We start from the raw sequence: 19,715 nt of genomic DNA, 5'->3' as shown, positions 1-19,715 counted from the left end.
ACGCTCCAGGCTAACGCGGGGAGGTGTCCCCGCCGTGCGCACGCACGAGGGGCGTCCCCGTCGCCGGGGGCGCCCCTCGGGGTCCGTCCGCGGCCGCGGTGAGCATTCCGCGGCCGGTACGCGTACGTCCTGGTGTCACTCCGCGGTCGTGGCGGCCGCGACGGGGATCTCCATGAGGACGGTGCGCTTGGGGTTGGCGGTCTGGGTGGGCAGTTCGACGCGGTGCTCCGGCTGTTCCGGCGTCTGCAGTTCGTCGGCGCGGTCGAGGTGCGCCAGCGTCGTGCGCCGCGGGTTGGCGATCTTGTGGAACATCGTCGTCGTCTTCACTGTTTACGTGACCCTGTCCTGTGACGGGCGCCGCGGGGGGGGCTAGGACCCCCCGCCGGGGCGCGAGTTGTCGGTTTTGGCATCCCTGTAAAGCGTCAGGCTAAACATGGGATTCCCGGCCTCACGGCGGAGGGGTCGCGATCAGCGTGTGAGTTTCCTCACGAATCATGGGTCGAATCGGTCATTCCGGACTCCCACCCCGATGCGACGAAGCGGACATTGAGTCTCTGAAGCCATCATTCCGCTCCTGATCATGGCGACTGGGACACCTGGCGCCGCTCGGCGACTCGCGGGCATATGACCGATATGAGCGAACTCCCTTTCTACGACCGGTGATCCGGCCCTCACGTGGTGTCACCTATGTCACGGCCTGGCCTACGAGCCTTGTTGGAGATCCTGTGCTGTGCTGGAATGCCACGGACCGCCGCGGGTATCGAGCCGGCGCACAGGGGGCGCACAGACGCGCCGAGCGGCGGCCAGAAGGGGGAACCAGCGCCGGTCACTCACGACCACCACGGGGGCGTACTCAGGGCGTCCCCAGAACGCCGACACCGTGCTCCGCCGTTCACACGACGGGGTGCCTGGTCCAGAGGTTGCGACGCTAGTGCAGGGACGTTTCAAGAGGGATGGCAACGCTTCGGCGGAGCCGGAGCCGCACGGCGGGACTGGCCCCATCAATGGCGGCCCCTCGCCCCAGCACGCCCAGAACCCGGGCCCGGCCGGTGACGGCGGTGAGCGCCCCGGGCGTCCCGGCCCGTCGGCCCCCTCGGGGTCCGCGAGCCCGGCCCCGGCCCTGAAGCCGCCGGCCGGCCCGACCGGCCCCGGCCCGCGAATAGCCCTGCGCAACTGGCGCATCTCCACCCGACTGGTGTCGCTGCTCGCGCTCCCGGTGGTCGCGGCCACCTCGCTGGGCGCCCTGCGTATCAACCAGTCCATGGACGACATCCAGCAGCTCGACAACATGAAGCTGCTGACGGACATGACCAAGCAGGCCACCGAGCTGTCGGCCGCCCTCCAGGAGGAGCGCGACCAGTCGGCGGGCCCGCTCGCGCACGGCGGCAAGGCCACCGACTTCACGGTCAAGGGGCTGCGCGAGAAGACCGACCGCGCGATGAACAACTTCCTCGACTCGTCCGAGGAGATCGACAGCGCGAGCAAGGACGGCAACCTCAAGGGCGTCCGCGAGTACCTCATCCAGATCGCCGGCGAACTCGGCGACCTGGCCCAGATCCGCAAGGGCGCCTACGCCTCCGAGGGCAACTCCACGCAGACGATCGAGGCGTACCACCGCCTGATCGAGAACCTGATCGACCTCTCCCAGGACATGGCCGAGGCGACCAGCAACCCGGACATGATCCAGCGCACGCGTGCGCTCGCGGCGTTCTCCTCCGCCAAGGAGTACTCCTCGATCCAGCGCGCGGCCCTCGCCGCGGCCCTGCCGGCCAGCAACACCACGACCGGCAAGCTCTCCCCGAACGACCGGCTCTACGCCCAGTCCGCCCTGGAGAGCCAGAACTCCGAGATCCGCAGCTTCAAGAGCATCTACGGCGAGGACGCCGCCGCCGAGCTGCTGAAGCCGATCGAGGACGGCGGCAACTCCACGATCAAGGCCACCGACACCTACGCCGGCCGCGCCCTGATCTCCGCGAGCGGTCTCGCCCAGCAGGACAAGCGGTCCTACCGCGACTGGCTGGACGACAGCTCCACCAAGATCCAGCAGATGAAGAACATCGAGCACACCCTGCTCGAGGAGATGGAACAGAAGGCCCGCGAGCTGCGCAGCGCCACCGAGCGCGACGCGATCATCTCCGGTGCGCTGATCCTGATCGTGCTCGGTGTCTCGCTCGTCGGCGCCTTCGTGGTGGCCCGGTCCATGATCCGCTCGCTGCGCCGGCTGGAGGAGACCGCGACCAGGGTCGCCTCCGACCGTCTGCCCGAGCTGGTCAAGCAGCTGTCCGAGTCCGACCCGCAGGACGTCGACACGTCCGTGGAGTCGGTCGGTGTGCACTCCCGGGACGAGATCGGCCGGGTGGCCGCGGCCTTCGACGACGTGCACCGCGAGGCGGTCCGCCTCGCCGCCGAGCAGGCCCTGCTGCGGGGCAACGTCAACGCGATGTTCACCAACCTCTCGCGCCGCTCCCAGGGCCTCATCCAGCGCCAGCTGTCGCTCATCTCCGAGCTGGAGTCCCGCGAGGCCGACCCGGACCAGCTGTCCTCGCTGTTCAAGCTCGACCACCTCGCCACGCGCATGCGCCGTAACGGTGAGAACCTCCTCGTCCTCGCCGGTGAGGAGCCCGGCCGGCGCTGGACCCGCCCGGTCCCGCTGGTCGACGTGCTCCGCGCCGCCGCCTCCGAGGTGGAGCAGTACGAGCGCATCGAGCTGGCCTCCGTGCCGACCACCGAAGTGGCCGGCCGGGTCGTCAACGACCTCGTGCACCTGCTCGCCGAGCTGCTGGAGAACGCGACCTCGTTCTCCTCGCCGCAGACCAAGGTCAAGGTCACCGGTCACGCCCTGCCCGACGGCCGGGTGCTGATCGAGATCCACGACACCGGTATCGGCCTGTCCCCCGAGGACCTCGCGGCGATCAACGAGCGGCTCGCCTCTCCCCCGACGGTGGACGTCTCCGTCTCCCGCCGCATGGGTCTGTTCGTGGTCGGCCGGCTGTCCCAGCGGCACGGCATCCGCATCCAGCTCCGCCCGTCCGACTCCGGCGGTACGACCGCGCTGGTCATGCTGCCCGTCGACGTCGCCCAGGGCGGCAAGAAGCCCCAGCCCAAGCAGGGCGGCCAGCCGCCGGTCGGCGGTGGCGGCCCGGCCGCCGCGCAGGCCGCGGCCGGTGCGGCGGCGGCCCGGCGGGCCGCCGGCGCCGGTCAGAACGGCGGCGCCCTCGCCGGCGGTGCCTTCGGCGGCGGCGCGCCCGGTGGCGGCCGGCTCGGTGCCGGCCAGGGCCCGCGGGCCGCGCTGCCCGGACGCGACGGCGACGGTGGCCGTCCGGCCGGTCAGGGCGCGGCGCGCGGACCGCAGGGCCCGGGCACCTCGATGTTCGAGCAGGGCCCGCCCGCGCAGGGCCGTCCGGCGCCCGCCGGTGCCGGGTTCGGCCAGGCGCCGGGTGCTCCGCAGGGCCTGCAGGCCGCGGGCGCCGGCGGTGCGCAGGACGCCTTCGGCGGCGGCCGGGGCCGGTCGCAGCAGGGCGGCAACGCCGAGCGGGGCAAGGGCCGTCGGCCGCAGCTGCCGCCGCGCGGTGGCGCGCGGCCCGAGCTGCCCGGCGGCGACCCGCAGCCGCGCGTGCCGAGCTGGAGCGACGAGAACGCGCAGCCGCAGGTGCCGCGCGCCTCGCTGGACACCCCCCGCGGTCACGAGGAGCCGGACGTCTCCCGGACGGCCGCGCTGCCCCGCGTCGACGACCGTCAGGGCCCCGGCTCGACGGCGGAGATGCCGGCCGTGCCGCGCGACGACGAGCGTCAGGGCCCGGCCGACTTCGGCGGCCCGCAGCACCAGGGCCAGTACGACGCCAACTCGGGCCAGTACGACCCGAACTCGGGCCAGTTCGTCCGGCCGGACGTCTTCGGCGCCCCGGCCGGCCGCCGCGAGGCGGCTGCCGCGACGGGCCAGTTCCCGCAGCAGGCCCCGCAGGCCTACGACAACGGCTCGACCGGCCAGTACCCGGCACCGCAGCAGGCTCCGCAGTCCTACGACAACGGCTCGACCGGCCAGTACCCGGCGCCCCGTCAGGACGACGGCTCCACCGGTGCGTACCCGGCGCCCCGCCAGGACGCGACCGGCCAGTACCCCGCGCAGCGGCAGGGCAACGGCGCCGGCCGTCCCCCGCTGCCCGGTCCGGCCACCCCGGCCGACCCGGCGGGCACGGGCCGGTTCGAGCGGCCGCAGGTCAACGGCGACTCCGGCTTCGCGGCCCCGCGTCCGCCGGCGCCGCAGCCCCGGCCCGTCCGGCAGGAGCCCGAGGCGCTGCCGCCGGCGACCGGCCCGGGCGACGGGCGCACGCCGCTGTACGACACGCTGGAGACCAACTGGTTCCACGGGCAGCAGGAGCAGCAGGCGCAGGGCAACGGCTCTGCTCCGGCCGCTCCGCAGCAGCCGCAGGGACCGGCCGGCCCGCAGCGGTCGGTGTCGACCGGCTGGCGCACCTCGCCCAACGACGACCTCGTCCGCCAGGCCGAGCGCGTCCGTCAGCCCGCCGCAGGCGGGGTCACCACCTCCGGCCTGCCTCGCCGGGTGCCCCGGGCGAACCTGGTCCCGGGCACGGCTCAGCAGCAACCGCACCAGAGCGGTCCGCAGGTCTCGCGCGCCCCCGATGACGTGCGCGGCCGGCTGACCAATCTCCGTCGGGGTATCGCACAGGGTCGTCAGGCCGGTTCCACCCAGACCGGCAGCTTCCCACGGCCCACTCACCAGCAGGAGCGTTAGTTGAGTCCGATGAGCCAGGCGGCACAGAACCTCAACTGGTTGATCACCAACTTCGTGGACAACACCCCAGGGGTGTCCCACACCGTCGTCGTGTCCGCCGACGGCCTCCTCCTGGCGATGTCGGAGGGCTTCCCGCGCGACCGCGCGGATCAGCTCGCGGCCGTCGCCTCGGGGCTGACGTCCCTGACGGCGGGCGCCTCCCGCATCTTCGAGGGCGGTGACGTGGCGCAGACCGTCGTCGAGATGGAGCGGGGATTCCTCTTCCTCATGTCCGTCTCGGACGGTTCGTCCCTGGCCGTCCTGGCGCACCCGGAGTGCGACATCGGCCTCGTCGGCTACGAGATGGCGCTCCTGGTCGACCGCGCGGGCGCGGTCCTCACCCCGGACCTGCGCGCCGAGCTCCAAGGCAGTCTGCTCCACTGATCGGCCCCGGCACCACCCGTCTCACCACATCACCGTCCGGCCGCCACACACCCCACACAGGCCTCGTCAGACGGCTTGATCTGACCGACTTGCTGTCCCGCCCGGAGGACCCATGACCCCGCCCACCGCCTCTCATGATCCGTACGCGGAGCCGTACGAGGACGAGGGCGATCAGCCGCTGGTACGGCCGTACGCCATGACCGGCGGCCGGACCCGGCCGCGCTATCAGCTCGCCATCGAGGCACTGATCAGTACGACCGCGGACCCCGCCGCGCTCATGGGCCTGCTCCCGGAGCACCAGCGGATCTGCCACCTGTGCCGTGAGGTCAAGTCGGTGGCCGAGGTCTCCGCCCTGCTCAACATGCCGCTGGGTGTGGCGCGCATCCTGGTCGCCGACCTCGCGGAGGCCGGTCTCGTCGCGATCCACCAGCCGGGCGGCGACGAGGCCACCGGTGCGCCGGACGTGACACTGCTCGAAAGGGTGCTCAGTGGACTTCGCAAGCTCTGACGCGGGTCGTTCCACCACCAGCGCGAAGATCGTGGTGGCGGGCGGCTTCGGCGTGGGCAAGACCACGTTCGTGGGCGCCGTCTCGGAGATCAACCCGCTGCGCACCGAGGCCGTGATGACCTCGGCCAGCGCGGGGATCGACGACCTCACCCACACCGGGGACAAGACCACCACCACGGTGGCCATGGACTTCGGCCGCATCACCCTGGACCAGGACCTGATCCTGTACCTGTTCGGTACGCCCGGCCAGGACCGCTTCTGGTTCATGTGGGACGACCTGGTGCGCGGTGCGATCGGCGCGGTGGTGCTCGTGGACACCCGGCGCCTGGCGGACTGCTTCCCGGCGGTGGACTACTTCGAGAACAGCGGCCTGCCGTTCGTCATCGCCCTCAACGGCTTCGACGGCCAGCAGCCCTACACGCCCGATGAGGTGCGCGAGGCGCTGCAGATCGGTCCGGACACTCCGATCATCACCACCGACGCCCGGCACCGGGCCGATGCGAAGAGTGCCCTGATCACGCTGGTGGAACACGCCCTGATGGCCCGGCTGAGGTAGCACCAATTCTGAGGCGTCGTACGGCAGTTGTCGTAGATACACCGGAGCCGACTGTGTCCTTTGACACGGTCGGCCACGGTGTTCATAACGTTTCGGCAGAGAACTGGGGTGGTACGGCCACGCGTCGCGCACATCCCGTCTCGCTGTGCGCACGAACGCCCCGCCTTTTGGCGGGGCTCGCTCTTTATGACCGTTTTATCTGGGGCTTACACCCCCCTGAATCCCTGCCCTCGACTGTTTGGAAGAGCGCAGGTCGTCGTGCTGGAATGCCTGAACTGCCCAATAGTCAATGACGTACTCGTCCGACGAGGACGTGATGGGGCTCTGAGACACTGCGGCACATGGTTGGTGCCGACCGCCGAGAGGTTGTTGGTCGAGTGAGGCGAAGCAAGAACAGTCCCGAGCCGTCGGCCCGGGGCAACTTCACCCCGCCGCCGCGCACAGCGGCGCCCGCCCCCGTGCCCGGTGCGGAGCCGACGGCCGCGCCCACTCGAAGCGGTGGCCGTCTCTCCCCGCGGAACTGGCGCGTGGCGACCCGGCTGAACGCGATCCTGCTCATACCCGTGCTGGTCGGCCTCGTCATGGGCGGCTTCCAGGTGAAGAGCTCGATCGACACCTGGCAGGAGGCCGAGGACGCCGAGAACACCGCGCGTCTGGTCCGCGCCTCGCTGCTGTACGCCAACGCCCTCTACAACGAGCGGGACGCCTCGGCCGCCCCCCTGCTGAAGGGCAGCGCCCAGACCGCCCAGGACAAGGCGACCGTCACCCAGGTCCGCAAGGCCACCGACCAGGCCGCCGACGCCTTCGACGCCGCCGCCCAGAACATGCCGTCCAAGCCCGGCCTGGAGCGCCGGCTGAAACTGTTCCGCGAGGCCGAGCCCAAGCTGCAGACCCTGCGCCAGGTCGCCTACACCTCCAAGCTCAAGGGCGTCCAGACCGAAGAGGGCTACGTCGAGGTGGCCCACCCGCTGACCGAGTTCGCCAACGAACTCGGCCTCGGCACCGGCAACATCACCAGCTACGGCCGGACCGTGTACGCCATCGAGCTCACCAAGGCGGCCCTGTCGCTGCAGCGCTCGATCGGCATGCACATCCTGATCAAGCCGGGCCCCGACGACGGCAACCTGGCCAGCCAGCGCGTCGCCCTGTCCTCGTACGCCTACCTCGAGCGCATCGCCGTGCAGGAGTACATCGGCGGTGGCACCGAGCAGGACGCGGCCAAGCTCAAGGAGGCCGAGGCCAAGCTCAGGGCCGACGGCGCCGCGATGGCCCGCGAGGCCAAGGCCAAGAACCCCGACTACGTCGCCCCGCCGGCCAACCCGACCACGATGATCTCGGCCGTCGCGACGCTGCAGAGCACCGACCCGAGCGCCCGCGCCGCCCTCGCCGAGAAGGGCATCACCGCCGAGAACTGGTGGGCGGTCAACACGCTCAAGTTCAACGCGTACGAGAAGATCGAGACGGACCTGGCCGACAAGGCCGTGAGCGAAGCGTCCGACATCGCCGACAGCGCCCAGCGCGACGCCTACATCACCGGTGCCGCCGTCGTCGTCGCCCTGCTCCTGGCGTTCATCCTGGCCGGTGCGGTCGCCCGCCAGATGAGCCGCTCGATGCGCCAGCTGCGCAACGCCGCCTTCGGCATCGCCGAGCAGCGTCTGCCGATGCTGGTCGACCAGCTCTCGCGCACCGACCCGGGCCGGGTGGACACCCGCGTCCAGGCCATCCCGATCACCACCACGGACGAGATCGGCGAGGTCGCCCGCGCCTTCGACCAGGTCCACCGCGAGGCGGTCCGGCTCGCCGCCGAGCAGGCCCTGCTGCGGGGCAACATCAACGCGATCTTCACCAACCTGTCGCGCCGCAACCAGTCGCTGATCGAGGGCCAGCTGACCCTGATCACCGACCTGGAGAACAACGAGGCCGACCCGGACCAGCTGGAGAACCTCTTCAAGCTGGACCACCTGGCGACCCGTATGCGCCGCAACGGCGAGAACCTCCTCGTCCTCGCCGGCGAGGAGCCCGGCCGCCGCTGGGACCAGCCGGTGCCGCTGATCGACGTGCTGCGCGCCGCCTCCTCCGAGGTGGAGCAGTACGAGCGCATCGAGCTGTCGGGCGTGCCGGAGGCCGAGATCCACGGCCGGGCCGTGACCGACCTCGTGCACCTGCTCGCCGAGCTGCTGGAGAACGCCACCACGTTCTCCTCCCCGCAGACCAAGGTCCGCGTCACCGCGACCCGGCTGCCCGACGGCCGCGTGATGATCGAGATCCACGACAAGGGCATCGGCCTGACCGCCGAGGACTTCGCGGACATCAACCACAAGCTGGCCAACCCGCCGACCGTGGACGCCGCGATCTCGCAGCGCATGGGCCTGTTCGTGGTCGGCCGGCTGTCCGACCGGCACGGCATCCGCGTCCAGCTGCGCCCCTCGGGCGAGCAGGCCGGCACCACCTCGCTGGTCATGCTGCCGGACGCGATCACGCACGGCGGCGGCGGCGAGCAGCACGTGGACCGCGACGAGTTCACGGTCTCCCAGATCATCCCGGAGCAGAACTACGGCGGCGAGAACTTCGGCCAGCCCATGCGCACCGCCGCGGAGCTCGGCTTCGACGACAGTCGCTACTCCGACGTCCCCGACGACATACGCGAGCTGGACCCCGTCGGCCGCTCCCTGATGCGCGAGGAGCGCCGGGCGGCCCTGGAGGCCCAGTCCCAGGGCGAGCAGCCCGCCCTGCCCGGCCGGAACGCCCAGGAGCAGGCCGAGGCGCCCGCCTACCAGGACGAGTTCACCGGGCAGCAGGGCTACGGGCAGAACTACGACACGGGCCAGACCGGCTACCCGGAGCAGCAGCCCGCCTCCTACGACGGCCGGCAGGCCTACGAGGAGCAGCAGGCGCCGTACGGGGAGCAGCCGCAGGCGCCGTACGAGGAGCAGCGGCAGACGTCGTACGAGGAGCCGCAGCGGGCGGCGTACGACGAGCAGTACTACGCGCCGAACGGCGGCCTGCCGCACAACGACACCTTCCCGGCGAACGGCGGCTACCCGGACCCCGCCTATGCGGAGCCGGCCCAGGAGGAGTCCGCGGGGCAGGGCGCGGGTGTGCCCGACAGCTTCCCGGCGTTCGAGCAGCGGCGCCACCAGGACGACTGGCCGCAGCAGGACGGCTACCAGAACGGCTACCCGAACCAGTACCCTTCTCAGGCCCAGGAAACGGAATCTGCGCAGGCCGCTGACGCGAGTGAGCAGGACCGCGTAGGCTTCGAGCGTCCGGGACCGGCCCCCTCCGCCGCCCACGCGCTGACCGACGCCGGGCTTCCCCGCCGCGGAGCCACCGCCGGCGGTACGAACGGCACGGGTGGCGCACGGCACGCGAGCCAGGAGCCGCCGGCCTCCACGCAGGAGAGCAACGGCGACAGCGACTGGCGCTCGGCCAACGACGAGCGGTGGCAGCAGGCCTCGCAGCTCCGGAAGCCCAAGGCGGGCGGGGTCACCTCCTCCGGCCTGCCGAGGCGGGTTCCCAAGGCCAACCTGATCGAGGGGTCCGCCGAGAGCACTCCCCAGGGAGGCCCACAGGTCTCCCGCGCCCCGGAGGACGTCCGGGGCAGGCTGAGCAACCTGCGCCGGGGTGTCCAACGCGGACGCAGCGCAGGCAGTGAAACGAACGGCCAGGGCTTCGGTCCTGACAGCACCTACAACCAGGAGCGTTAGTGTGAGCCCGATGAGCCAGGCGGCACAGAACCTGAACTGGTTGATCACCAACTTCGTGGACAACACCCCGGGGGTGTCCCACACGGTGGTGGTCTCCGCCGACGGACTCCTTCTGGCGATGTCCGAAGGCTTTCCCCGCGACCGCGCCGACCAGCTCGCGGCCGTCGCCTCCGGTCTGACGTCTCTGACGGCAGGCGCCTCCCGGATTTTCGAGGGCGGCAGCGTGAATCAGACGGTTGTGGAGATGGAGCGGGGATTCCTCTTCATCATGTCCATCTCCGACGGATCGTCGCTGGCGGTTCTCGCCCACCCCGAGGCGGACATCGGCCTCATCGGGTACGAGATGGCCCTGCTGGTGGACCGGGCGGGGACGGTCCTCACCCCGGACCTTCGTGCGGAGCTCCAGGGGAGCCTGCTCAACTAATCGACGGACGGTGCGTTTTGGCGTCCCGTGGCCGTAAGGTTTCGGGACGCGGCTCCACAGCGATGGGTGCCAGGCACAGTCGGAGGAGGAGAAAGTGGCAACACCCCCAGGCGGTTCGTCAGGCAACTGGTCGTACGGCCCTGCCCAGGGTCAGGGCGACGGTGGTCAGAACCCGAACCGTTACAACTTTCCCTCCGCACCGAGCCACCGGCAGCCGTACGCGCCACAGGGCCCCGGCCCGTCGCCGTACGACCAGCCGCCGGCCCCGCGCATCCAGCCCGTGCAGCCGCAGCGCCGCACCCCCGAGCCGGCGCCCGGTGGGGCGTCGAACCAGCACAATCCGCTGGTGCGTCCGTACGCCATGACCGGTGGCCGGACCCGCCCGCGGTACCAGCTCGCCATCGAGGCGCTGGTGCACACCACCGCGCAGCCGCACCAGATGCAGGGCCAGCTGCCCGAGCATCAGCGGATCTGCAACCTCTGCCGGGAGATCAAGTCGGTCGCCGAGATCTCGGCGCTCCTCACGATCCCTCTCGGCGTGGCCAGGATCCTCGTCGCCGACTTGGCGGAGGCGGGACTGGTCGCCATCCATCAGCCCGGCGGCGACGAGAGCGCCGGCGGCCAGCCAGACGTGACACTGCTCGAAAGGGTGCTCAGTGGACTTCGCAAGCTCTAGCGGAGGGCCTTCCCGCTCCACCACGTCCGCGAAGATCGTGGTGGCTGGCGGCTTCGGCGTGGGCAAGACCACGTTCGTCGGCGCCGTCTCGGAGATCAATCCGCTGCGCACAGAGGCCGTCATGACGTCCGCTTCCGCGGGGATCGACGACCTCACCCACACCGGGGACAAGACCACCACCACGGTGGCCATGGACTTCGGCCGCATCACCCTGGACCAGGACCTGATCCTGTACCTCTTCGGTACGCCCGGTCAGGACCGCTTCTGGTTCATGTGGGACGACCTGGTGCGCGGCGCGATCGGCGCGATCGTGCTGGTCGACACGCGGAGGCTCGCCGACTGCTTCCCCGCCGTCGACTACTTCGAGAACAGCGGCCTGCCGTTCGTCATCGCCCTCAACGGCTTCGACGGCCAGCAGCCGTACACCCCGGACGAGGTCCGGGAGGCGCTGCAGATCGGTCCGGACACTCCGATCATCACCACCGACGCCCGGCACCGGGCCGATGCGAAGTCGGCGCTGATCACGCTGGTGGAGCATGCCCTGATGGCGCGTCTGCGCTGATACGGACGGTGGGACAGCCCCCGGCGGCCGGTGTGCTGCCGGGGGCTGTTGCGTTGCCGGGTGCGGTTCGGTGGGGGCTTGTCGCGCAGTTCCCCGCGCCCCCAAAAAAGCAGGCCCCTCTGTGAGGGGCCTGCTTGTTGGTTCTGTGCTCAGCGCCAGCTGTGCGGGGCGCGGAAGCCCGGCTCGCGTTCCAGGCGGCGCCAGCCGGCCTTGACGCGGCCTCGGTGGGCCGGGGTGGGGTCCGTGGGGCGGGCGGCCGCACGGGCCAGGAGGATCGCCGTGATGGCGGCGACCTCCTCGGGCTCGGCGTGGCCCTTCTCGACGCGGATGTCAGGCGTGTCCATGGGTGTCAGTCTCCGTGGCTGAGATGTCCGCAGGGTTACTGCGGCGGGTTGCCGTGCTTGCGGGACGGCAGGTCCGCGTGCTTGGTCTGGAGCATCGCGAGGGACGTGATGAGCACCTCGCGGGTCTCGGCGGGGTCGATGACGTCGTCGACCAGGCCGCGCTCGGCCGCGTAGTAGGGGTGCATGAGCTCGGACTTGTACTCCTTGACCATGCGCGCGCGCATGGCCTCGGGGTCCTCGGCCTCGGCGATCTGGCGGCGGAAGATGACGTTGGCCGCGCCTTCCGCGCCCATGACCGCGATCTCGTTGGTCGGCCAGGCGTAGGTGAGGTCGGCACCGATGGACTGGCTGTCCATGACGATGTACGCACCTCCGTAGGCCTTGCGCAGGATCAGCGAGATCCTCGGCACGGTCGCGTTGCAGTAGGCGTACAGCAGCTTCGCGCCGTGGCGGATGATGCCACCGTGCTCCTGGTCGACGCCGGGCAGGAAGCCGGGGACGTCCAGAAGGGTGATGATCGGGATGTTGAAGGCGTCGCACATCTGCACGAAACGGGCCGCCTTCTCGGAGGCCTCGATGTCCAGGACACCGGCCAGGACCTGCGGCTGGTTGGCGATGATGCCGACGACCTGGCCGTCCATCCGGCCCAGCGCGCAGATGATGTTGCGGGCCCAGCGCTCGTGGACCTCGAGGTACTCGCCGTCGTCGACGATCTCCTCGATGACCTTGGTCATGTCGTAGGGCCGGTTGCCGTCCGCCGGGACCAGGTCCAGCAGGACGTCCGAGCGGCGGTCGACGGGGTCGGAGGCCTCGGCGCGGGGCGGGTTCTCGCGGTTGTTCTGCGGCAGCAGCGACAGGAGGTAGCGGACCTCCGCGATGCAGGTCTCCTCGTCGTCGTAGGCGAAGTGGCAGACACCGCTGGTCTCGGCGTGGACGTCGGCGCCGCCCAGGCCGTTCTGGGTGATCTCCTCGCCGGTGACCGCCTTGACGACGTCCGGGCCGGTGATGAACATCTGCGAGGTCTCGCGGACCATGAAGACGAAGTCGGTGAGGGCCGGGCTGTAGGCGGCGCCGCCCGCGCACGGGCCGAGCATGACGCTGATCTGCGGGATGACGCCCGAGGCCTTGGTGTTGCGCTGGAAGATGCCGCCGTAGCCGGCGAGGGCCGAGACGCCTTCCTGGATGCGGGCGCCCGCGCCGTCGTTGAGGGAGACCAGCGGCGCACCGGCCGCGATGGCCATGTCCATGATCTTGTGGATCTTCGTGGCGTGGGCCTCGCCCAGCGCGCCGCCGAAGATGCGGAAGTCGTGGGCGTAGACGAAGACCGTGCGGCCCTCCACCGTGCCCCAGCCGGTGATCACACCGTCGGTGTACGGCTTCTTGGTCTCCAGGCCGAAGCCCGTGGCCCGGTGCCGGCGCAGTTGCTCGACCTCGCGGAAGCTGCCCGGGTCGAGGAGGAGGTCGATGCGCTCACGCGCGGTCAGCTTGCCCTTGGCGTGCTGCGCCTCGGTCGCCTTCTCGCTCGGTCCGGCCACCGCCTGCGCACGGATCTCGTGCAGTTCGGCCACGCGTCCACGCGCGTCGGTCGGCTCACCCGGCGCCTCATCCAAAACGGTCATGTAGCGACCTTACGAAGCCGACCAAGAAAAGCGGGCCGTCGACTCCTCACAGTCTCCGGCGTGTTTTCCTGGTACCACCGAACAGAACCATGCCGCGGTGCAGCCCTTTCGACTGCTCAGAGGGCGTGCGGCTTGTAGGGGTCGCACAAGCGGCTCAGAGGAGTGTCACGTCACACCGATGGGTGGCGCAGGCCGTTCCCGGGGTGATGCGCAGCCGCAGCCGGCGGCCCGTGGCGAGGACCTCGACGCTCTCGTCCGCGCGCAGGACCCGGCGGACCGGGCGGTCCCAGGTGATCTCCAGGACCTCGCCCGTGCGGGGCGGCTCGCTGACGCAGAGGGTAGCGGTACGGCCGGTGCGGACGGTCAGCACGCTCGCTCCGGCGGAGGCGGTGAGGGGGCCCGCCGTGCCGGGGCGCCAGAAGTTCGCGGCCGTCAGGCCGAGGGAGGGCACCGCCACGGCCTGCCGGGCGGCGTCGTTGGCGAGGACCGACAGCCAGCGGTGGTCGGCGGCACGGCGCGCGACCGTCCGGCGGGACGCCCCGGGCATCAGGACGTAGGCGTAGGCCGCGTCGGCCGGGTCGGTGCCGTGGTCGAGCCAGAGGGTCTGCCAGCGGCGGGTGCGGCGTTCGGTGGTGGAGCCGGTGTTGATGTCGGACCAGGCGCCGGTGCGGTCCTCGCGCAGCGTCCTCGGCTCGCCGTCGAGCAGCAGCCAGCCGCCGTGGCCCTCCAGGTGGGCCCAGCCGGGACCCCGGGTGAGGCGCTGGGTGCCGTGCACGCCGAGGTTGCGGTTGTCGACGATCGTCTCGACGGGGACGCCGTCGGAGCAGGTGATGCCGGCGCCGAGGCAGATCACCGCGTCCGCGGCGCAGAACCAGGACTTGCGGGCCTGGAGGGTGGAGCCGAGGCCCTTGAGGTGCTGGCCGAGCGCCGCGTGGGTGCCGTCGGTGGTGCCGCCGACCCAGCGGGCGTCCGGGCGGGCCGCGCCCCACTCACCGCCCTCCCGGTCGGCCAGCCGCCGGGTGGAGACGGTGGTGCCGGGCAGCCGGTACCAGTCGACGGTCGGCCAGTACCAGTCCGTGTACTGGTCGCTCGCGCCGGACCACCAGCTGACCATGCCGGCGCCGGTGTGCCAGCCGCGCGGGTTCTCGCCGTTGCCGCACTCGTAGTGGGCGATGCGGTCGCTGGCCATGGCGATGTTCACGGTGAAGCCGGGGCGGCGGTGGACGGCGCGGTCCATGGCGGCGAAGAGGTGGTGGCCGGTGGGTTCGGGGGCGGCCGGGACGGGTGCGGCGGCGATGGCGTGCAGCCGGGCGAGGGTGGCGACGCCGAACTGGGGGGCCGTCAGGAGCGGTGCGACGGTGTCGCGTTCGATCCAGCCCTTGATGCGGGCGTGCCAGCGGTCGCGCTCCTGCGGGCTCGCGCCCTCGGCGAGGAGGGCGAGGGCGGCGATGAGCTGTCCGCCGTGGAAGTGGTCGGAGCGCAGGACGCCGCGGTCGTCGGAGGCGAGGCGGCCCCGGCTGATGGCGCGGCCGTTGACGCTGTCCATGACCAGGCCGTCGAGGATGAGCGGCGCGTAGGCGCGTTCCACGCTGTCGAGGACGATCTGCCGGTTCGGGTCGGTGACCTCCCAGTCGGACCCGGCGAGGAGCGCGAACAGCCGGCCCAGGCCGTCGAGCATGACCTGCCCGTAGGTGCCCGAGTAGGCGACCCAGGTGTGCTGGACGAAGGAGCCGTCGGCGTAGAGGCCGTCGCCGCGGGTGACGTACGGGAAGACCGGGGAGAGCGCGTCGCGGGCCAGGGCGATCTTGGCGGGGGCGCGGCCGAGGATGCCGCGCAGGGCGACGGAGCGGCACAGGTCGACGCGGTTGGCGCCGGTGGAGGTGCCGGAGTAGTCGCCGAGGGCGGAGTCCGGGACGAAGTGGTCGACGGCGGCGCAGGCGGCCTCGACACGGGCGCCGCCCAGCCGGTCGTACAGGGCGGCCGTCAGGTCCAGGAGCGGGCGAGGGCTGCCGATCTGCCACTCCCACCAGTTGCCGTAGGGGCTGGTGGCGGGGTGGTAGACGGTGGCGGAGAGGTGGTCGAGGCCGCTCAGGACGCCGGCGAGGAGGTCCGGGTCGCCGGTCGCGCCGGTGCCCTGCTGGACGTAGGCCTGGGCCATGGTCCACAGGCGGTTGTAGCTGCGGGTGATGCCGGCCGGCGGGTCGAAGGGGTGACCGGCCCAGAGGGAGTCCGCCGTCGGGGCCATGGTCGCCCGCAGTTCCCGGGCGAGCGCGCCGGTCCGGGCGAGCCGGGAGGCGTACGGCTCCGCGGCCGGGTCGTACCCCGTGCCGAGCGCGAGGGTGAGCCAGCGCCTGCGCAAGGTGTCGTAGGGGTCGCCGTCCGGTTCCGCGACGCGGGCGGCGGGTGTGGCGCCCCCGGTCGCCGCCAGGGCCGCGGCGGCCAGCAGCAGGGCACGGCGGCTCGGGCGGGCCGGGCCGGCGGCCCTGCCCGCCGGCCGGAGGAACACTCGGCGCTGCGGAGTCATGCCCCTGCCCTACCACGGGCGGCCGGTCACCTGAACGGAGGATCCGGCCGGAGTCACCGGGGTGGCGGAACCCGGGGGGCGGAACCCGGGGGGCGGGGCCCGGGGCCCGGGGTGCCTGCGCCGCCGGGTGGAGGGACGGTCAGGTCCGGCGGCTCCGGAGGCGGCGGTACAGGGCCGGGCCCGGGGCGCGGGGGCGGGGTGGCGGGGGCAGGTGGGGTTCGTCGCGGTGGCGGCGGACGGCGTCGAAGATCGTGGCGGCGACGTCGCCGGGGGTGAGGCGGCCGGTGCCGGGCGCGGGCCCGGTCCGGCGGGTGCGGGGGTCCGGGTCGGCAGGGCCCGGGACGATGAGGGTCACGCCGACGCCCGTGCCGCGCAGTTCCCGGCGCAGTGCCCCGGCGAAGGCGGCGAGGCCGGCCCGGGCGGCGCAGTACACCGCTTCCTGCCGTACGCCCGAGCGGTCCGCGAGCGCGCCGAGCAGCACCACGCGGCCCCGCCCGGCCGCGATCATGGTGGGCAGGACCTCGCGCACGAGGTGGAGCGTGGCGTTGAGGTCCAGGGTGAGCACCCGGTCGATGTCGGTGTGCGGCATGGCGGCGAAGGGCCCCGTCCAGCCGATGGCGGCCCCGGCGACCAGGACGTCGATCCGGCCGGTCGTGTGCAGCGCGGAGCGGGCGAGCAGGCGCGGTCCGTCCGGGGCGGCGAGGTCGGCGGGCAGGACGACGGCCGAGGTCCCGGCGGCGGCCCGTTCCAGGCGGTACCGGTCGCGCCCGCTGAGCAGGAGCTGCCAGCCGTCCAGGGCGAAGCGCCGTGCCGTGGCCGCCCCGATGTCCGAGGAGGCGCCGGTGACCAGGGCCACGCGCCGGTCGAGGCCCCGTTCCGGCCCGTACACCCGCGTCCGGGCGGGGACGGGAGCGCCTGCACGGCGTGGGCGGGCGTCGGCCGGCGGGTCGTAGGCCGGGCCGGAGCCGGTGAGTGTCACGAGTCGTCTCCCCTGCGCTGTGCCTCGTCTGTCTCCCTACGGTCCTTTGCTACGGAACCCCGACTTCCGCGGCCCCGCCACCGCACCTCGTCGCCCCGGCGGTACCCGCCGGCCGGCCGACGGCCCCGCCACCCGGGCGGAGGGCGCGCCGCGGCGCCGCTCACCCGGACAGGGCGGATCCACCCGTAGGGGGCGGCCCGGTGCCGCCAGGCGGCGGAACCCGGCGCGGGCGGGCGCGCGGAGATCCGACGCGAACACACCCCGCGAAGATGTTGAACCTTGAACGGAATAGGTCTACGGTGGGTCGCGTTGAGTAGTTCAACATTCAACATCAGCCGCAGGAGGCACCCCATGAGCATCTTCAGCCGCAACGACACCGAGACCGCCACGGCCACGGGCACCGCCGTCACCCCGGAGCTCGCCGCCCTGACCGGCGACTACACGATCGACCCCGCGCACTCGACGATCGGGTTCGTCGCCCGCCACGCCATGGTCACCAACGTCAAGGGCAGCTTCCAGGACTTCACCGGCACGCTCCACCTCGACGGCACCGACCCCTCGCGCTCCACGGCCTCGCTCGACGTCGTGATGGACAGCATCGAGACGGGCAACGCCGACCGCGACGGGCACCTCAAGAGCGCGGACTTCTTCAAGGCCGACGAGTTCCCGACCATGACGTTCCGCTCCACCAAGGCCGAGGCGCTCGGCGGTGACGACTACCGCATCACCGGCGACCTGACCATCCTCGGCACGACCCGCCCGCTCACCATCGACCTGGAGTTCAACGGCGCCGCGAAGGACCCCTTCGGCAACGAGCGCGTCGGCTTCGAGGGCAAGGCGCAGATCCTGCGCTCCGAGTGGGGACTGACCTGGAACGCCGCGCTGGAGACCGGTGGCGTGCTGGTCTCCGACAAGATCAAGCTCAGCTTCGACATCTCGGCGATCCGGAACGCGTGAACCGGCGGCACCGGCCCGGCGAACCCCCGCCGGGCCGGCCTGGCCGGATCGCGCCCCTTGTGCGAGAACCACCGGCGTTCCCATAATCCAGCAGCAGAATTTTGACCAGTCCATGCCAGCACATGGACGTTCTTTTTTGCTGCATTGCTGTCATGCGCTCGTCAAATGATGCTTCGGTTGCACACCTCCCCGGTCAACCCCCCACGGAAGGCATCACGTTGAAGAGACTCCTCACCGCTCTCAAGAGATGCGCGGTCCTCGGCGCCGCCGCCCTCGCGATCGCCAGCCTCCAGCCCGTCTCCTCCGCGCAGGCCGCCCCCTCGCCCGTCGTCGGCGGAACCCGCGCCGCGCAGGGCGAGTTCCCGTTCATGGTCCGGCTCTCGATGGGCTGCGGCGGCGCGCTCTACACCCAGCAGATCGTGCTCACGGCCGCGCACTGCGTGGGCAGCTCCGGCAACAACACGAGCATCACCGCCACCGCGGGGGTCGTCGACCTGCAGTCCACCAGCGGCCGCGTCCAGGTCCGCTCCACCAAGGTGCTGCGCGCCCCCGGCTACAACGGCACCGGCAAGGACTGGGCGCTGATCAAGCTCGCCCAGCCCATCAACCTGCCGACCCTGAAGATCGCCACCACCACGCAGTACAACACCGGCGACTTCACCGTCGCCGGCTGGGGAGCCAACCGCGAGGGCGGCGCGCAGCAGCGGTACCTGCTGAAGGCGACCGTGCCGTTCGTCAGCGACGCCGCGTGCAAGGCCTACGGCGGTCTCTACAGCGGCCTGGTCGCGAGCGAGGAGATCTGCGCCGGCTTCGACGCGGGCGGCGTGGACACCTGCCAGGGCGACTCCGGCGGCCCGATGTTCCGCAAGGACGACGCCGGCGCCTGGATCCAGGTCGGCATCGTCAGCTGGGGCGAGGGCTGCGCCCGGCCCGAGGCGCCCGGGGTCTACACGGAGGTCTCGACCTTCGCCTCGGCGATCGCCTCGGCGGCGTCCACCCTCTGACCCACCGCGCACGGGGCCCGGCACCGACGGGGTGCCGGGCCGTCCGGTGCGTGGTGGTGGCCGGCAGCCGCCGGACCCGGAGGGGCTCAGTCGCGCGGCTCGCCGGAGGACTCCAACCTGGCGACGGCCGCCGCCACCTGGGCCTCCCGCGCCCTCGCCGTCCGGGCGCGCAGGACGCCGAGCATCGCCAGATAGCGGTCCGTGCGGCCCAGGGCCCGGAAGGCCGCCGCGGCCTGCGGGTGCCGCTCCAGCGCCGCCGCCAGCTCGGCGGGGACCTCGGCCTCCTGCTGCGACGCGTACGCCGCCTCCCAGCGTCCGTCCGCCCGCGCGGCCGCCACCTCCGCGAGCCCGCCCGGACGCATACGGCCCTCGGCGGCCAGTTCGCCGACCCGCCGGACGTTGACCAGGGACCAGAGGCTGCCGGGACGCCGCGGGGTGATCCGCTGGAGGTAGTGCGAGGCGTCGAGCCCCTTGCGCTGCCTGGTGATCCAGCCGTGGCACAGCGCCACGTCGTTGACCTCGGCCGCGCCGACGGAGGCGATGCCCGAGTCCTTCTTCGCGACCCGGACCCACAGCCCGGGGTGCGGGGCCGGGTGCGCGGCGAGCCAGGAGTCCAGCTCGGCCGCGGTCGCGAAGGCGAGGGGGCCGGTGTCGTGGGCGGCGGTCATGACACCACCGT

General features: G+C 72.1%; 16 protein-coding genes. 10 read left to right on the top strand and 6 right to left on the bottom strand.

Annotated features, from left to right (window positions below):
• Positions 1–135 precede the first annotated feature (135 nt).
• Entirely contained in the window at positions 136–327 is a 192-nt protein-coding gene (locus ACIGAN_RS13105) for a hypothetical protein (protein ID WP_365094506.1), read from the bottom strand.
• A gap of 604 nt (positions 328–931) precedes the next feature.
• Here ACIGAN_RS13105 and ACIGAN_RS13100 point away from each other — a divergent pair.
• From ACIGAN_RS13100 to ACIGAN_RS13065, 8 genes are all read left to right on the top strand, one after another.
• Complete coding sequence (locus ACIGAN_RS13100; protein ID WP_399857173.1) at positions 932–4,753, top strand: sensor histidine kinase; 3,822 nt, start codon at positions 932–934, stop codon at positions 4,751–4,753.
• A 9-nt stretch (positions 4,754–4,762) separates the two neighbouring features.
• On the top strand, positions 4,763–5,176 hold the full coding sequence (locus ACIGAN_RS13095) for a roadblock/LC7 domain-containing protein (RefSeq protein ID WP_005479910.1): 414 nt from the start codon (positions 4,763–4,765) through the stop codon (positions 5,174–5,176).
• 112 nt (positions 5,177–5,288) lie between these two features.
• Positions 5,289–5,684 (top strand): DUF742 domain-containing protein, encoded by a 396-nt coding sequence (locus ACIGAN_RS13090; protein WP_031121441.1) that lies wholly within the window; start codon positions 5,289–5,291, stop codon positions 5,682–5,684.
• Positions 5,665–6,240 (top strand): GTP-binding protein, encoded by a 576-nt coding sequence (locus ACIGAN_RS13085; protein ID WP_020271455.1) that lies wholly within the window; start codon positions 5,665–5,667, stop codon positions 6,238–6,240. Before ACIGAN_RS13090 ends, ACIGAN_RS13085 begins: the two co-directional genes overlap by 20 nt.
• A 377-nt stretch (positions 6,241–6,617) precedes the next feature.
• Entirely contained in the window at positions 6,618–9,947 is a 3,330-nt protein-coding gene (locus ACIGAN_RS13080; protein ID WP_399857172.1) for a sensor histidine kinase, read from the top strand.
• 10 nt (positions 9,948–9,957) lie between these two features.
• The gene (locus ACIGAN_RS13075; RefSeq protein WP_004983065.1) at positions 9,958–10,371 is read left to right on the top strand and encodes a roadblock/LC7 domain-containing protein; all 414 of its coding nucleotides are present in this window, start codon (positions 9,958–9,960) and stop codon (positions 10,369–10,371) included.
• 94 nt (positions 10,372–10,465) lie between these two features.
• The gene (locus tag ACIGAN_RS13070; protein ID WP_365098167.1) at positions 10,466–11,047 is read left to right on the top strand and encodes a DUF742 domain-containing protein; all 582 of its coding nucleotides are present in this window, start codon (positions 10,466–10,468) and stop codon (positions 11,045–11,047) included.
• Positions 11,028–11,609: a GTP-binding protein gene (locus tag ACIGAN_RS13065; protein WP_014675207.1), complete on the top strand. Its 582-nt coding sequence runs from the start codon at positions 11,028–11,030 to the stop codon at positions 11,607–11,609. Before ACIGAN_RS13070 ends, ACIGAN_RS13065 begins: the two co-directional genes overlap by 20 nt.
• 149 nt (positions 11,610–11,758) lie before the next feature.
• On the opposite strand, the gene ACIGAN_RS13060 is transcribed toward ACIGAN_RS13065, so the two are convergent.
• The 4 genes from ACIGAN_RS13060 to ACIGAN_RS13045 all read right to left on the bottom strand — a co-directional run bounded on the left by ACIGAN_RS13060 (position 11,759) and on the right by ACIGAN_RS13045 (position 17,075).
• The gene (locus tag ACIGAN_RS13060; RefSeq protein WP_184988591.1) at positions 11,759–11,953 is read right to left on the bottom strand and encodes an acyl-CoA carboxylase subunit epsilon; all 195 of its coding nucleotides are present in this window, start codon (positions 11,951–11,953) and stop codon (positions 11,759–11,761) included.
• A 35-nt stretch (positions 11,954–11,988) separates the two neighbouring features.
• Positions 11,989–13,572 (bottom strand): acyl-CoA carboxylase subunit beta, encoded by a 1,584-nt coding sequence (locus tag ACIGAN_RS13055; protein WP_365744280.1) that lies wholly within the window; start codon positions 13,570–13,572, stop codon positions 11,989–11,991.
• A 154-nt stretch (positions 13,573–13,726) separates the two neighbouring features.
• Complete coding sequence (locus ACIGAN_RS13050) at positions 13,727–16,096, bottom strand: polysaccharide lyase 8 family protein (protein WP_399857171.1); 2,370 nt, start codon at positions 16,094–16,096, stop codon at positions 13,727–13,729.
• A 139-nt stretch (positions 16,097–16,235) separates the two neighbouring features.
• Entirely contained in the window at positions 16,236–17,075 is an 840-nt protein-coding gene (locus tag ACIGAN_RS13045; RefSeq protein WP_365744284.1) for an SDR family NAD(P)-dependent oxidoreductase, read from the bottom strand.
• A gap of 351 nt (positions 17,076–17,426) precedes the next feature.
• Between ACIGAN_RS13045 and ACIGAN_RS13040 the strand changes: the two genes are divergently transcribed.
• Complete coding sequence (locus ACIGAN_RS13040; RefSeq protein ID WP_365098159.1) at positions 17,427–18,032, top strand: YceI family protein; 606 nt, start codon at positions 17,427–17,429, stop codon at positions 18,030–18,032.
• Positions 18,033–18,250: 218 nt separating this feature from the next.
• A complete protein-coding gene (locus ACIGAN_RS13035) occupies positions 18,251–19,036 on the top strand; it encodes a S1 family peptidase (protein WP_399857170.1) in 786 nt (261 codons plus the stop codon).
• Between the two features lie 86 nt (positions 19,037–19,122).
• On the opposite strand, the gene ACIGAN_RS13030 is transcribed toward ACIGAN_RS13035, so the two are convergent.
• The gene (locus ACIGAN_RS13030; RefSeq protein ID WP_399857168.1) at positions 19,123–19,704 is read right to left on the bottom strand and encodes a YdeI family protein; all 582 of its coding nucleotides are present in this window, start codon (positions 19,702–19,704) and stop codon (positions 19,123–19,125) included.
• Between the last annotated feature and the right edge of the window lie 11 nt (positions 19,705–19,715).

Origin of the sequence: Streptomyces sp. NPDC085931 (assembly GCF_044540565.1) — a bacterium.
Classification (GTDB): domain Bacteria; phylum Actinomycetota; class Actinomycetes; order Streptomycetales; family Streptomycetaceae; genus Streptomyces.
Note: the sequence above shows the minus strand (reverse complement) of the source record. Positions and strands in the feature narration are given on the sequence as shown.

Bases quoted from the DNA above. Each gene is read 5' to 3' on its own strand.
- ACIGAN_RS13055 (WP_365744280.1), bottom strand. From the start codon at position 13,572: ATGACCGTTTTGGATGAGGCGCCGGGTGAGCCGACCGACGCGCGTGGA.
- ACIGAN_RS13095 (WP_005479910.1), top strand. From the start codon at position 4,763: ATGAGCCAGGCGGCACAGAACCTCAACTGGTTGATCACCAACTTCGTG.
- ACIGAN_RS13040 (WP_365098159.1), top strand. From the start codon at position 17,427: ATGAGCATCTTCAGCCGCAACGACACCGAGACCGCCACGGCCACGGGC.
- ACIGAN_RS13075 (WP_004983065.1), top strand. From the start codon at position 9,958: ATGAGCCAGGCGGCACAGAACCTGAACTGGTTGATCACCAACTTCGTG.
- ACIGAN_RS13090 (WP_031121441.1), top strand. From the start codon at position 5,289: ATGACCCCGCCCACCGCCTCTCATGATCCGTACGCGGAGCCGTACGAG.
- ACIGAN_RS13050 (WP_399857171.1), bottom strand. From the start codon at position 16,096: ATGACTCCGCAGCGCCGAGTGTTCCTCCGGCCGGCGGGCAGGGCCGCC.
- ACIGAN_RS13060 (WP_184988591.1), bottom strand. From the start codon at position 11,953: ATGGACACGCCTGACATCCGCGTCGAGAAGGGCCACGCCGAGCCCGAG.
- ACIGAN_RS13030 (WP_399857168.1), bottom strand. From the start codon at position 19,704: ATGACCGCCGCCCACGACACCGGCCCCCTCGCCTTCGCGACCGCGGCC.